Origin of the sequence: Parafrankia sp. FMc2, from assembly GCF_041008525.1 — a bacterium.
Lineage (GTDB): Bacteria > Actinomycetota > Actinomycetes > Frankiales > Frankiaceae > Parafrankia.
Map to the genome: position 1 here is coordinate 52,335 of NZ_JBFLUG010000004.1, position 13,632 is coordinate 65,966.

At 71.0% G+C, this 13,632-nt stretch carries 12 protein-coding genes; 6 read left to right on the forward strand and 6 right to left on the reverse strand.

The window, feature by feature from the left end:
• Positions 1–80: 80 nt before the first annotated feature.
• Positions 81–554, reverse strand: a complete 474-nt coding sequence (locus AB1460_RS02840) for a MarR family winged helix-turn-helix transcriptional regulator (protein WP_368959040.1) — start codon at positions 552–554, stop codon at positions 81–83.
• 124 nt (positions 555–678) lie between these two features.
• On the opposite strand from AB1460_RS02840, the gene AB1460_RS02845 reads away from it, so the two are divergent.
• The gene (locus AB1460_RS02845) at positions 679–1,641 is read left to right on the forward strand and encodes an alpha/beta hydrolase family esterase (RefSeq protein WP_420497179.1); all 963 of its coding nucleotides are present in this window, start codon (positions 679–681) and stop codon (positions 1,639–1,641) included.
• 25 nt (positions 1,642–1,666) lie between these two features.
• Complete coding sequence (locus AB1460_RS02850; RefSeq protein WP_368958964.1) at positions 1,667–2,479, forward strand: class I SAM-dependent methyltransferase; 813 nt, start codon at positions 1,667–1,669, stop codon at positions 2,477–2,479.
• Between the two features lie 79 nt (positions 2,480–2,558).
• Here AB1460_RS02850 and AB1460_RS02855 read toward each other — a convergent pair whose 3' ends face one another.
• The 3 genes from AB1460_RS02855 to AB1460_RS02865 all read right to left on the reverse strand — a co-directional run bounded on the left by AB1460_RS02855 (position 2,559) and on the right by AB1460_RS02865 (position 5,415).
• Positions 2,559–3,203: a nitroreductase family protein gene (locus AB1460_RS02855; RefSeq protein WP_368958965.1), complete on the reverse strand. Its 645-nt coding sequence runs from the start codon at positions 3,201–3,203 to the stop codon at positions 2,559–2,561.
• 85 nt (positions 3,204–3,288) lie between these two features.
• The gene (locus tag AB1460_RS02860) at positions 3,289–4,011 is read right to left on the reverse strand and encodes a metal-dependent hydrolase (protein WP_368958966.1); all 723 of its coding nucleotides are present in this window, start codon (positions 4,009–4,011) and stop codon (positions 3,289–3,291) included.
• Positions 4,012–4,191: 180 nt separating this feature from the next.
• Positions 4,192–5,415 (reverse strand): ABC transporter substrate-binding protein, encoded by a 1,224-nt coding sequence (locus AB1460_RS02865; RefSeq protein WP_368958967.1) that lies wholly within the window; start codon positions 5,413–5,415, stop codon positions 4,192–4,194.
• A gap of 654 nt (positions 5,416–6,069) precedes the next feature.
• Between AB1460_RS02865 and AB1460_RS02870 the strand changes: the two genes are divergently transcribed.
• Entirely contained in the window at positions 6,070–7,170 is a 1,101-nt protein-coding gene (locus AB1460_RS02870; protein WP_368958969.1) for an NAD(P)-dependent alcohol dehydrogenase, read from the forward strand.
• Between the two features lie 228 nt (positions 7,171–7,398).
• The gene (locus AB1460_RS02875) at positions 7,399–8,439 is read left to right on the forward strand and encodes an LLM class F420-dependent oxidoreductase (RefSeq protein WP_368958970.1); all 1,041 of its coding nucleotides are present in this window, start codon (positions 7,399–7,401) and stop codon (positions 8,437–8,439) included.
• Between the two features lie 13 nt (positions 8,440–8,452).
• Here AB1460_RS02875 and AB1460_RS02880 read toward each other — a convergent pair whose 3' ends face one another.
• Positions 8,453–9,358: a nuclease-related domain-containing protein gene (locus AB1460_RS02880; RefSeq protein ID WP_368958972.1), complete on the reverse strand. Its 906-nt coding sequence runs from the start codon at positions 9,356–9,358 to the stop codon at positions 8,453–8,455.
• Between the two features lie 450 nt (positions 9,359–9,808).
• Between AB1460_RS02880 and AB1460_RS02885 the strand changes: the two genes are divergently transcribed.
• Complete coding sequence (locus AB1460_RS02885; protein WP_368958973.1) at positions 9,809–10,804, forward strand: alpha/beta fold hydrolase; 996 nt, start codon at positions 9,809–9,811, stop codon at positions 10,802–10,804.
• 68 nt (positions 10,805–10,872) lie between these two features.
• On the opposite strand, the gene tyrS is transcribed toward AB1460_RS02885, so the two are convergent.
• Positions 10,873–12,096 carry a tyrosine--tRNA ligase gene (gene tyrS / locus AB1460_RS02890; protein WP_368958974.1) on the reverse strand — a complete coding sequence of 408 codons (1,224 nt, stop codon included), beginning with the start codon at positions 12,094–12,096 and terminating at the stop codon, positions 10,873–10,875.
• A 664-nt stretch (positions 12,097–12,760) separates the two neighbouring features.
• Here tyrS and AB1460_RS02895 point away from each other — a divergent pair.
• On the forward strand, positions 12,761–13,621 hold the full coding sequence (locus AB1460_RS02895) for an SDR family NAD(P)-dependent oxidoreductase (RefSeq protein ID WP_368958975.1): 861 nt from the start codon (positions 12,761–12,763) through the stop codon (positions 13,619–13,621).
• Positions 13,622–13,632 lie beyond the last annotated feature (11 nt).

Below are 13,632 nucleotides of genomic sequence, written 5' to 3' on the forward strand. Positions count from 1 at the left end.
ACTTTTAGGCGGGTGCCCAAACCGTGTTGGGCACCTGTCTAGCACATCTCCGACATCGCGGGCAACCATGATTCCCGGGTTCAGGGGCCCGCGGTGTTCCCGGCGCCGTTCCGGGATTCGCCACCGTCCTCGGACAGGAGCGCGGTGAGCAGCTCCCTCAGCTGGTCCAGGCCGTCCGGGCCGAGGTGCCGCGACCACTCGCCCTCGAGCGTGAGTGCGGTGCGGCGCATCGCGCGCAGGGCGGTCATGCCGTGCGGGGTCAGGCGCACCAGGCGCGCCCGGCCGTCGTCCGGATCGGCGACCCGCTCGACGTAGCCACCCCGCTCCAGGACGGTGACGGCCTGCGCGACGGCCTGCCTGGTCACACCGAGCCCGTCGGCGAGCTCGGAGACCCGCCGCCCGCCGCCCAGCAGCGGCACGAGCAGCTGGGCGTGGCCGGGGCGCAGGTCGGTGAGGCCGGCGGCGGCGAAGCCCTCGGCCACCCGGGCGGCCTGCCTGCGGGCGACCATCTGCAGCAGCGCCGGCGTCGTCGGTGCCGCGAACGGGCGGTACATCTGCGTCACCGACCCATCGTCCCATTGCAGATAGGCAAGGACCTTGCCTATTCTGGCCGGTATGTCGACCTCGATCGGTTCCCCGCGGCCACGGCCGCGGGTGGTGCTGGGCTCCACCCTGCTCATGGCCGTCGTCCTCGCCCTGCTCCTGGCGTCCTGCGAGCCCGGGCAGCGGCGATCCGGTCCGTTGCAGCAGGGGCAGGCCGGCGAGCCGCGGCCCACCCCGTCCTCCGCGGGCTCGGTGGCGGCCATCCCGGCGGGCCGGTCGAGCCAGACGCTCACGGTCGGCGGAGTGGAACGCACGGTGAACCTGTACCGCCCGGTCGGGCTGGTCGAGCCCGCCCCCCTCGTGGTCATGCTGCACGGCGGGTACGGCAACGGCATCCAGGCCGAGACCAGCTACCACTGGGACCGGGTCGCCGACAGCGGCCGCTTCCTCGTCGCCTTCCCCGACGGGACCAACCACTCCTGGAACGCCGGCGGCCAGTGCTGTGGCCCGGCCGCGGCCTCCGGCGTCGACGACGTCGCGTTCCTCAGCGAGATGGTCACGGCGCTGCGCGGCCAGATCGCGGTCGACCCGCGGCGCGTGTTCGTCGCCGGCATCTCCAACGGCGGCGCGATGGCGTACCGGATGGCGTGCGAGACCGACCTCTTCGCCGGCGTCGGCGCGGTGTCGACGACCATGCTGGTCGACTGCCCGGACCCGGCACAGGCCTCCGTCCTGCACATCCACGGCGTGCAGGACACGGCGATCCGCTACGACGGCGCTCCGGGAGAGCCCTACAGCCGGCGCAACGCCGGTATCGACGGCCCGCCCGTTCCCGAGGTGCACGCCGCCTGGCGAAGCCACGACGACTGCTCCGCGCCCCAGGTGACGGTCGCGGGCGTGCTCACCACCTCGGCCGCACGCTGCCCCGCAGGGCGCGCCGTCGAGCTGATCACCATCGACGGCGCCGGGCACCAGTGGCCCGGCGGCGACCCGAACACCCTCGCGCAGCGTCTCGGCGCCGCCACCCCGTCGACCGCCCTCGACGCGACGGCGCGGATCTGGGACTTCTTCGCAGCCCACCCCGCGCCTGCGGGCTGAGCATGTTCCAGTGGATGATCAGGGCATGCGTTACTACGGGGATGACGTGCTCGGCGGCGCGCAGGACAGCGAGCGGGCGAGGCTGGCGGCGATGGCCGCGGTCTGCGACCCGACCACCGCCCGCGTCCTCGACGATCTCGGGGTCGGCCCCGGCTGGCGCTGCCTGGAGGTGGGCGCCGGCGCGGGCACGGTCGCGACCTGGCTCGCGGGCCGGGTCCGGCCGGCCGGCGGTCACGTCGTCGCGACCGACATCGACCCGCGCCCGCTCGACGACCTCGCCGGCCCGAACCTGACGGTCCTGCACCACGACATCACCTGCGACCCGCAGCCGCCCGGCGGGCCGTTCGACCTCATCCACGCGCGGTTCGTGCTGGAACACCTGCCAGCCCGCGAGCAGGTCCTGGACCGCCTGGTGGCCTGGCTGGCACCCGGCGGTGTGATCGTCGTCGAGTCGATCGCCGGATTTCCCGTCGACTCCTCGCCGCACCCGGCCTTCCGCCGGGCGATGCACGCCGTCGAGGACGTCCTCGCGGTCACGATCGGTACGGACGCCACCTGGGCGCGCAGGTTCCCGGCACCGCTGCTGAACCGGGGCCTGTCGGACGTCGGCCTGACGGCCAATCTGCCGGCAACCGGCGGGGCCAACGCCTCCGCACTGTGCTGGGCGCTCACCCTGAGCCGCCTGCGCCCGCACATCCTCGAGCATCAGCTCGTCGCCGCCGACGTCCTCGACGAGGCGCTCGACCTGCTCGCCGACCCCGGCTTCTTCGACCTCGCCGCCGCCACCGCCATCGCCTGGGGCCGGCGGCCGCCAGCCGTTCCGGCACCCGAGGTATGAGCCGACACCAGCGGCCCGAGCCGTGCCGGGCGGACGGGCGGACGGGGCAGCCAGGGGCCGCGGCTACCAGCGGCCGCGGCTACCAGCGGTCGCGGTGCAGGACGGTCTCGAGGGGATCCCGGGCCGCCGGCCGGAAGTCGGTGCCGATGGTGTGCGCGACGGGGATCAGCGCGCCCTGGCTGTAGCCGGGCGGGATGCCCAGCAGGGCGGCGACCTCACCGGCGTAGGCCAGGTGCAGGCTCGTCCACGCCGTGCCGAGCCCGCGCAGCCGCGCGGCGAGCATGAAGTTCCAGACCGCGGGCAGCAGGGACCCCCAGAACCCTGCCTGGGCCTGCGGCGGGATGGTCGCGACATCCCCCTCCAGGCAGGGGATCACCAGCACCGGCACGCGGTGCAGGTTCTCGGTGAGATACCGCGCCGAGTCGGTGACCCGGCCCTGGGTGGCGGCCCGGTCGCCGGTGTAGCCGGCATTGCGCCGGTCGGCGCCGTCCAGGTAGGCGAGGGCGCTCCTGCGGTAGTACTCGGCAATGCCGGCGCGCAGCTCGGGGTCGGTCACCACGATCCAGTGCCAGCCCTGCCGGTTCGACCCGGAGGGTGCCTGCAGCGCGGTCCGCAGGCACTCCTCGATCAGTTCCGGATCGACCGGGCGATCCAGATCGAGCCGCCTGCGCACGCTGCGCGTCGTCGTCAGCAGTTCTTCGGGAGTCAGGTCGAGCAGAGCCACCGGACACTCCTCGCGGTGCCGCGCGCGGGCAGGCGCGCTCCTGGGGAACAGGCGGACATCGACACGGTAACGGCCCCGGCACCGTTCAGCCGGTCGGGATCCGCTCGAACCACAGGAACGGGTTGTCACCGACCAGGACGCCGGACGTCAGCACGATCGCGGCGACGGTCAGGACCGGCACCACCACGAGCCGCTCGACCCGGCCGTCGGTGCGGGGCACCAGGACGGTCTCCATCCGCCAGGGGATTGGCCAGAGGAGCAGGCAGCCGCGCGGCGTCAGGCAGTCCCCGAGCAGGTGGGCGAGGCAGCCGAGGGTGACCGCGATCCCGGCGAAGCCCATGTCCAGGTCGTGCATGAGGTAGACCGCGGCGCCGGCGGCCAGGCAGTCCTTCAGGCCTGACCAGAACTCGTGGCCCTTGAAGTCCAGGCCGAGCCCGCGCAGCCCGAATCCGACCAGGATGAACAGCGCCGCCCACCAGCCGTACCGGACGTACTCGGCGAGCGACCACATCAGGACACCCATGGCGACGGCGAACAGCAGCGAATGCGTGGCCTGCCGATGGCCTCCCGCCGCGCGGCTCACCCACCGGCACAGCGTCTTCGTCACCGGCCCCAGCGTGTTCGCGATACGCCCGGACGGATGGTCGATGTCGGGCAGCAGCGCGGCCCCGGCGGCCACCACCGCCCCGGCGATCAGCTGACTGGACGACAGCGGCACCGCGTACGTCCCCAGCAACTCCTCCCGTGACAGGACAGGCGCCGCGGCCAGCCAGACCACCGCGCCGCTCAGCACGTGCGTCTGCCCCATCACGTCAGATCAACCCCAATGATCAGCACCGGCGGACTTTAGCCTGTTCACGGCCCACAGTGCACGTGACGCGCCTAAGGGACATCCCGCCCCTACCGTCCGCAGGCGCGCCGCTGCACTCCTCGTACGACGACGCTGCCGCCTGCCGGCCACCGCGCCGAGCCGAGCCGCGCCGCCGTCTCAGCCCAGCCGGCGGCCGCAGAAGTTGGGGTTGACGACCTCGATACGGTCGCCGGCCGCGTTCACCTGGGTGAACGAGTAGCACTCCTCGAGCTTCCCGAAGTCCGCGGTGAAGTCGGTGACGTTGAGGAGACCGCCCGCGTCATAGTCCTTCACGGCGCGCAGGCCGTCGATGAAGCTCTGCCGGGTCGGGCAGTCACCGGCCTCCTGCAGGCCGCGCACGAAGATGTCGGCGACGATGTACCCCACCAGCGCGAGGGTCTGGTTGGCATCCTGCAGCTCGGGGGCGAACCTGGCCATGTTCGTGCGGTAGGCGTCGATCGCCGGTGAGTTCAGCTCCAGAGGCTGGTAGCTGGTGAAGGTCGTCAGACCGGCGATGCTGGAACCGTACTGGGCGAGGAGCTCTCTGCTCGGTGCCTGGCTGCCGCTGAGGACGACCTTGACAGGCAGCCCGTTCCGGCGTAGCGCGGTAACGATTTTGGCCAGGCCCTCGGCCCCGATCGCCCCCACGATCGTGTCGGCGCCCTCCGCCCGCATCCGCTGTTCGAGCGCTTCGATCTGGTCCGGTGCCGGATCGTTGTCGCCGCCGATCGAGGAGGACGTTATACCGGCCGCCGCGAGGCTGGTGGTGAACTGCTGGGCAATATGTGGCGACACCATCGCGTCCAGTGCATTGTAGAAGATCACCGCGCGCGTGCCGCCCTGCTCCTGGACGAATCTGCCGAAGGTGTCCACCGCACCGTCGCCGGTGAAGCTGTAGCCGAAGGTGAACATGTTGCGGTAACGAGTCCATACCTTCTCGACCGCGAGGCCCACGACCGGGATGCCTCTCTCGGCGAGGTAGTCGGCGCTTCCGGAGGACGCGACGCTGGCCTGGAGGATGCCGAAGACATTGCCCTCCTCGATCAGCTTCTGGCTGACGGCCCGGTTCACGGCCGCCTGGGCCTGGTCGTTGCGTGTCTCGTAGGTGATCTGGCGGCCGTGTACCCCGCCGGCGGCGTTGGCCGCCCCGAAACGGGCGTCCACGCCGGCACGCAACGGGGTGAAGATGTCGGCGCCGAGACCCGAGTCCGGATAGACGAGCCCGGCGGCGATCTCCTGCCCGGAGACGCCCGGAACGTCGCAGGGGGCCGCCTGGGGTGCATTGTTCTGCTGGCAGCCGGCCAACGCGGTCGTGCTGGCGAGAGTGACGGCACAGCACAACAGCGATAAATAGTTTCTCAATCTGTGGGTCTCCGAAAAAAATTTAATGTCAGTCAGATGTAGCGTCAGCGTCTGTCGGAGTAACGTCAGTCAGGTGAGTCGGTCCTGTTTCATCTTTTGCTGTCGGCGAAGCGGACTATAGCAGTATCATGCGAGCCGCGGCGCCGCTGTCAACCTCTCCTCTCGCGCCGCGTCACTGCCGGGCGACGCGCCGTCGATGCGCCGGGCGGTAAAGGCGGGTGACTTCAGTGTCGGATGTCGCAATCCCGCTTCTCTCTGGCGGCCGGCGAATGTGGGCAGTCGCTCTCCCGATTCTCTTGCTGGCGAGCAGGTTTCGCGCGGTTCGGCCCCTCGCGTGCCGGCGGTGAGGCCGCCGTTCGCGCCCTGGGCGGGCAGCCCGGAACGCAATTCTGCCGGCCGGCCCGCGCAACCGCCGCGGCCGAGAAGGGCGGTGCCCGCCCGGCCAACAGGTGCCCGGGTCTGGCGTCCGCTGATGGTCCCGTGGGTCCGGAGTGCGGGGCGTGGGAATCACGTCGCCGTCTCTTTTGTCTGGTTGAAACGCCGGATACCGGTGCTCTAGGGTTCCGGAAGTCGCGTCGTTCCCGGGAACCAGCGGACGTTGCGGTACCAGCGAGCGGCGGAGCCAGAGCGACCGACGAAACCAGGAGGCCTCGAATGAAGGCGACCGCGGCTGTGCTGCGTCAGGCCACCGGCCCCTATCTGATCGAGGACGTCGTCCTCGACCCGCCCGGGCCCGGCGAGCTGCTGGTCCGGGTCGTGAGCGCGGGCATGTGCCACTCGGACCTGCTGCCGCGGCAGGGAGACGCCCTCGCTCCGCCGCCCATCATCACCGGGCACGAGGGCGCCGGGGTGGTCGAGGCCGTGGGCGCCGGGGTCGAGCGGGTGTCGGTCGGCGACCACGTCGTCCTGTCGTTCGACTCCTGCGGTGAGTGCGCGAACTGCCGCCGGGGGCTGCCGCCCTACTGCGACACGTTTCTGGGCCGCAACATGCTCGGGCGCCGGGTCGACGGGTCGACCTGCGCGTACGACGCGCAGAACGAGCAGATCGCGGCCCGGTGGTTCGGCCAGTCGTCGTTCGCCACGCACTGCATCGCGACCGAGCGCAACGCGGTCGTCGTCGACCCGGCACTGCCGCTCGAGAAGCTCGGCCCGCTCGGCTGCGGCATGCTCACCGGCGCCGGCACGGTCCTCGTCGGGATGAACATCACCGCGGGGAGCAGCGTCGTGGTGTTCGGCGCGGGTGCTGTGGGCCTTGCCGCCGTCATGGCCGCGAAGGTCGTCGGTGCGGACCCGATCATCGCCGTGGATCTCCACGAGAGCCGGCTGGCGCTCGCCAGCGAGCTGGGAGCCACCCACGTTCTGGACGGGACGGCCGACCGCCTGGCCCGCAGCATCCGGAGCCTGACCGGCGGTGGGGCACACTTCAGCATCGACACCACCGGCAACGTCACCGTCGCGGCGCGTGCCATCTCCGTGCTGCGTCAGACCGGCCACTGCGGGCTCGTGGGCCTGCAGCACGAGCCGTTCGTCCTCGACCCGGCCGCGTTGCTGGGCAGGACGGCATCCGGGATCATCGAGGGCGGCGCCGACCCGCAGGTCCTCATCCCGCGCCTGATCGAGCTGTGGCAGGAGGGCCGGTTCCCGTTCGACCGGCTGATCGAGACCTTTCCGCTGGCGGAGATCAACACGGCCGAGAAGGCATCGCTGTCCGGCGCGGTCGTCAAGCCGGTGATGCTGCCCGGCGGGATCGTCTGAACGCTCCGCGTCCGTCTCCTTCGGGCAGGCCGGCGACGGGGGTCGGCAGGCCGGCAGGCTGGTCGGCGGCGTCATGCAGGAGTCGGTTCGGCTGGTTCCGGTACCCTCCTCCGCGCCGAGGGCTTCGCGTCGAGGCAGGAGGCCGAGGACCGACGCTGGGAACTGGCAGCGGCAAGGCACGCGCAAGACCGGAAAGGTCGGGAATCGAAGGCAGGGGACGGGAGACGCATGCGGATCGGAATGCCGCTGAACTACAGCGGCGGGTTCACCGAGGCTGTCGCGGAGCTCGGTGACTTCGAGAAGGCGGGGCTGGGCATTGTCTTCGTCCCGGAGGCGTACTCGTTCGACGCGGTCAGCCAGCTCGGGTTCCTCGCGGCGCGCACCGAGCGGATCGAGATCGCCTCGGGCATCCTGCCGATCTACACCCGCACACCGACCCTGACCGCCATGACGGCGGCCGGCCTCGACTTCGTCTCCGGCGGCCGTTTCACGCTCGGTCTCGGCGCATCCGGGCCGCAGGTGATCGAGGGTTTCCACGGGGTGCCCTACGACGCCCCGCTCGCCCGCACCCGGGAGGTCGTCGAGATCTGCCGGGCGGTGTGGCGGCGGGAGAAGCTCGAGTACGCCGGCCGTCACTACACGCTGCCGCTGCCACCGGAGCACGGAACGGGGCTCGGCAAGGCACTCAAGATCATTAACCAGCCGGTGCGGGAGCGGATCCCGGTGCTGCTCGCGGCGATCGGGCCGAAGAACGTGGCGATGGCAGCGGAGATCGCCGAGGGATGGGAGCCGTTCTTCTTCCACCCGGAGAAGGCCGGCGAGGTGTGGGGAGATGCTCTGGCGGAGGGCGCCGCCCGGCGCGCACCCGAGCTGGGCCCCCTGGACGTCGTCGTCGCCGCGCCGCTGGCGATCGGGGAGGACACCGACGGCCTGCTCGACCTGATGCGCCCGATGGTCGCCCTCTACGTCGGCGGCATGGGCGCCAAGGGCCGCAACTTCTACAACGACCTCGCCCGCCGCTATGGCTACGTCAGGGAGGCCGAACTCATCCAGGAGCTGTATCTGGCCGGCCGGAAGAAGGAGGCGGAGGCGGCCGTACCCGTCGACCTGCTGCGCGCCACCGCGCTCATCGGCCCGCCCGGGTACCTCCGGGAGCGGCTCGCCGCCTACGCCGAGGCCGGTGCGACAACGTTGAACGTGACGCCACTCGCCGCACACCACCATGCGCGCGTCGCCGCGATCGAGCAGGTGTGCGAGTGGGCGTCCTGACAGTTCCCGCCGCTCAGACACCCACCCAGGTGGCCGGGACGCGGGCGCAGGCGTAGATGCGCTCGACGTCCGCCGGTCCCCACACCGGCCGGAGGACGTCGAAGGCCGTACCGAGGTCGTCGTGGTGTACGGCGTAGACGTCCTTCAGTGTCTCCACCACCGTGAGCTGTTCCGCGTTGACGAAGGCCAGCACACCGGCGACGCAGATGTCGAAACCGCACGCGCGGCTCAGCGCCGTAGAGGCCCGCTGCGCCTCGGCGCGGGCCTTGCGTACGTACTGGTAGGCACGGGGACCCAGCCGCACGGCATCGTCGCCCACCCAGATGCGGCTGCCGTGGTGGTGCTTGGTGTTGATGCTGAAGACCCCGCCGGGGCCGATCAGCAGATGGTCGATGTCCACCTCGTTGGCCAGGGGGATCGAGTGCAGCACCCGCCAGCCGCGGGACTCCAGCGGAGCGAGCTCGGCCGCGACGATCCGCTCACCCGCCAGGCCTGTCCGCCAGCCCTCGGTCTCCGGCCGCTCACGCCGTAGCAGGCGGTCCACCAGCGCCCGCCAGAAACCGGGCTCCCGCTCGGCGAGCAGCGCCTCGATGGCCGCGCCAGGCTGGTTCACCGCAAGATCGTCGGGTCTGGCCGGGTGGCCCCGCCGGGAGCCTCTGGCTGCCGGCGGAGGGCTCATGGCCGGGCTGGTGGCCGCGGTGGGAAACGCTGTCGCTGCCGGCATGGTGCTCGGGGCCGGCATGGTGCTCAGATGCGGACTCAGGACGGAAAGCACCGTGTCGCGGTCGACGCCGTCGGCCGTGATGTCGAGCTTCCCGGTCAGCAGATCGAAACAGGCGGCGTTCCGCCCACCGGGAAAGTTCACGTACAGCCGATCCTGCCCGAAGCGTTTCCAGCGTTTGACCTGGAACTCGTCCATACTCCGCCCATCGATCGACGACGACATGGAGATGTGCCGGCAGTCAGCCCGCTGTTGCGTGCGGACCGCACCACCGCCGCTGCAACACCGGCAGGGCTGTGGCAAATACCAGGAGGCAAGTCCTGGAACTGCACGTTATCGCCGCCGCGACCGGGCCTCCACCGATTCGCTGGACAAGGGAGTCGTCCGCGGCGGCGCGTTCCAGAAAAGATGGCCCTGACCAGCGGCGAATCCGCTTCCGCGGAAACGGCGACCAGAGGCGGTGGGACGTCCGCGGCCGGTTCTCGCGCATCACGGTCCGGCCAGGCGCGGTCGGCCGGGGGTACACGACGTCCACACCCGGCACTCGCCCGTGATTGGCTGGAGAAACCAGGTCATGAGTGCTGCCGCCCGCGTGCGGTGCCGCGGTGCCGCGGTGCCGCACAGACGGGGCGACGGGGCGACGAGGGGATGAGGCGGTCGGTGAGCGCGCGCGTGCAGAGGTCGTTCGACGGGGCCGGAGTGCGGCTGGCAGGTGACTGCTGGGATCCCGCCGGCGGTGGCGGCAGGGGAACCGTGCTGCTGCTGCACGGCGGCGGGCAGACCCGGCACTCCTGGCAGCGGACAGGGGAGCGTCTCGCCGCCCTGGGCTGGTCGGCGGTGGCGGTCGACGCGCGTGGCCATGGCGACAGCGACTGGTCACCGGACGGCGACTACGGCTATCGGACGCTCGTCGGCGACGTGCGGGCGGTCGCCAGCCAGCTCGGCGAGCCGCCTGTCCTCGTCGGCGCCTCGATGGGGGGCATGGCGGCACTGATCGCGCAGGGGCAGGAACCAGGTCTCGGCCGTGCGCTGGTGCTGGTCGACATCACGCCCCGGGTGGAGCCCGAGGGGACGGAGAAGATCTTCGCCTTCATGTCCTCGGCGCCGGACGGGTTCGCCTCGCTGGAGGAGGCGTCGGCCGCGATCAGCGCCTACAACCCGCACCGCCGGCGCCCGGCGAACCTCGACGGCCTGCGGAAGAACCTGCGCCAGCGGGACGGGCGCTGGTTCTGGCACTGGGATCCGGCGTTCATGCGGATCCGCGAGGAGGCCGACCGGGCGCTGGAGATCCAACAGGCGTCACGGGGCCCGGCGGTGGCCGGGGTCGGTGCCGGGGCCGGCTCGGTGCCCGCCCACCAGCCCGAGCCGCTCTACGCCGCGGCCCGTGCGATCAGGGTGCCGACCCTGCTGGTGCGGGGCAAGCAGTCCGACATCGTCAGCGAGCAGGGGGTGGCGGAGCTGCTGGAGCTCATCCCGCACGCCGAGTACGTCGACGTCACCGGTGCGGGCCACATGGTCGCCGGCGACGACAACGACGTGTTCGCCGGCCGGCTCGGCGACTTCCTCGACCGGTTGCCCCCGGCGGGCGCCGTCCCCGGGGTGCCCGCCCCTGAGGGGGCCGTAACCGCCGACACGGCGGGCTGAGGCACCAGTCCGTCGGACCCACCGGCTCCGGCTGGTGGATCCGCGACCCGGCCTGGCCGTGCTGCGGGTCAGTCGACCGGGTGGGAGATCTGGAACCAGCGGCGCTTCCCGAGCTTCACCGGAGTCGGCTCGGCGCCTACCGTGATGACGGCCTCGATGTCGTCGATGCGGTCGTCGCCGACGGTGACCCCGCCCTGCTCGATGAGCCGGCGCAGGTCGCCCTTGGACGGCCCGGCGCCGAGCAGGGTGCGCATCAGGTCCAGGATCCGGACGGATGCGGTGTCGATGACGACGTGCTCGGCGTCCGCCGGAGCCTGGCGGCGGCTGAAGGTCGTGATGAACCACTCCCGCTCCGCGGCGGCGGCGGCCTCGCCGTCCCAGCGGGTGACAACCGCGGTGGCCATGTCGTACTTCGCCTCGATCGGCGCCGACTCCTGCTTGCTCAGCACCTGCTGGATCCGCTCCGCCGGCAGATCGGTGTACACCGAGAGGTACTGGCCGACGTACTGGTCGGGAACCCGCATCAGGCGGCCGAACTTCTCCCGCGGGCTGTGGCTGATGGCGACGTAGTTCCCGAGGCTCTTGCTCTGCTTCTCCCCGCCGTCGATTCCCGGCGTGATCTTCGTGGTGATGACGACCTGGGGCGCCTGGCCCTCCTTCTCCTGGAGAGAACGCCCCATCATCTCGTTGAAAAGCTGGTCGCTGCCGATGATCGTGAGGTCGGCGCGCAGGCAGACGGAGTCCCACCCCTGGATGATCGGGTACACCAGCTCGTGGGCGGCGATGGACTGGCCCTCGCTCATCCGCTTGCGGAACATGTCCCGGGAAAGGAGCCGGTCGACGGTCACGCGGGACATGACGCTGAGCAGTTCCGACGGTGACATGGCGTTCAGCCACTCGGAGTTCGGTCGGACCTCGAGCAGCTCCGGATCCGTCCGTAGCACCTGGGTGGCCTGTTCCTGGATCTGCTTCGCGTTCGCCGCGATCTCCTCGCGGGAGAGTACCGGGCGCGTCTTGCTCTTTCCGGTGGGGTCGCCGATCTGCGTGGTGAAATCACCGAGAAGAAGCACGACCCGGTGCCCGAGATCCTGGAGCGCGCGGTACATCCACAGGTTCACCGCATGACCGATGTGCAGATGCGGGGCGGTGAGATCGACACCGTATTTCATAATCAGCTGCCGGCCGCTCAGAAGGCGCGTGCGCAGCTCCTCGAGTGTCAGTATCTCGTCGGTCGTCCGCGCGAAGTCGCTGAGGAGGCGGTCGACGTGCGCACGGTCATTAATGACAGACATCTGGATCCCTGTGAGAGCTGATAATGGATCATCGTATCATGGCGGCCGAGGTGGACCGGTGATCCCGCCGCCGGCCGGGCCCGTGTGGAGGTGTCGCGCATTGGCTGAAAGCCGGTCGAAGAACCGCCGGGCGCGGCGGCAGCTCAATAAACCGATTGGCCCGCCGGGCGTGATAGTGGCCCCGGCGACCCGGGCGGCCACCGGGATTCGGTGGTCGCGTGGTCGTCCGGTCCTGCGTTGTGCGATTGCGCGTTTGCGCAGGGCCATCGGAACTCCGCGTGCGGACCACCTCTGGGCGGGGCGGCCGCCGGAGTCGCGCGGCGATGATCCGGGCGGCGATGATCCGGGCGGCGGTGATACGCCCTGTCGTGTCGGGGCGCTTCGAAGGCCTGTGCCGGTGCAACGGGTCGAGGGCCGAACCGCGGGTTCGGCGCGGGGTGGCTCTAGCACGTAGGGCGACGGCGAAAAACATCTATCCTTGAAAGGATTGCTCTTATACTCTCAGGTGCGTCGTCGCGGGGGATCCGCCGCGCGCCGGGGAGCGGAACATCACGGCCTGCGGGTGGCGGGCGTCCACTGGCGGCGCACGCGGGCGTGTGTGCGACGAGCCCTGCCGCCAGGCGTAACCGCCCGCCCCGGGCACTGATAGCAAACTGGAGTTGGTATGGGCTCCCTCGCCGGGAAAGTCGCTGTCGTCACTGGAGCCAGCAGGGGCATCGGCAGAGGAATCGCGCTGGCGCTCGCGGACCACGGCGCCACGGTGTATGTGACGGGGCGGACGGTGGTGCCGGGTTCGCACGCTCTGCCCGGCACCGTCGGGGAGACCGCGGCGGAGGTCGACCGCCGCGGTGGGCACGGTGTCGCGGTACAGGTCGACCATGCTGACGACGCGCAGGTCGCCGCGCTGTTCGAGCAGGTCGAGCGCGAGCAGGGCCGGCTGGACATCCTCGTCAACAACGCCTTCTCGCTGCCCGAGGACCTGACCGAACCCGGGTCGTTCTGGGAGAAGCCGCTGTCGAACTGGGAGATGGTCGACGTCGGGGTCCGGTCGAACTTCGTCGCGGCGTGGCACGCCGCCCGTCTCATGGTTCCGCAGGGCCGCGGTCTCATCGTGGCGACCTCGGGGTACGTGGGCGTCACCTACACCTACGGGGTCGTCTTCGGCACCTGCAAGTCCGCGGTGGACCGCATGGCACGCGACATGGCGATCGAGCTGAAGCCGCACTCCGTCGCCTCCCTGTCGCTGTGGCAGGGGCTCACCTTCACCGAACGGGCGGAGCGCAATCTGGCCCGGGACCCGTCGATGAAGGCACAGACGGTCACCAACCCGCTGATCGGCAGCTCGCCGGAGTTCCCGGGGCGGGTCATCGCGGCCCTCGCCGTCGACCCGGACGTCATGGCCAGGTCGGGCGGCACGTTCATCACCGCCGAGCTGGCGACCGAGTACGGCATCAGGGACATCGACGGCAAGGTCATCCCGTCGGTCCGTGCGCAGCGGGGATCGCCCCTCTGGTCGCCCGTCTGACCCCGCGCCGC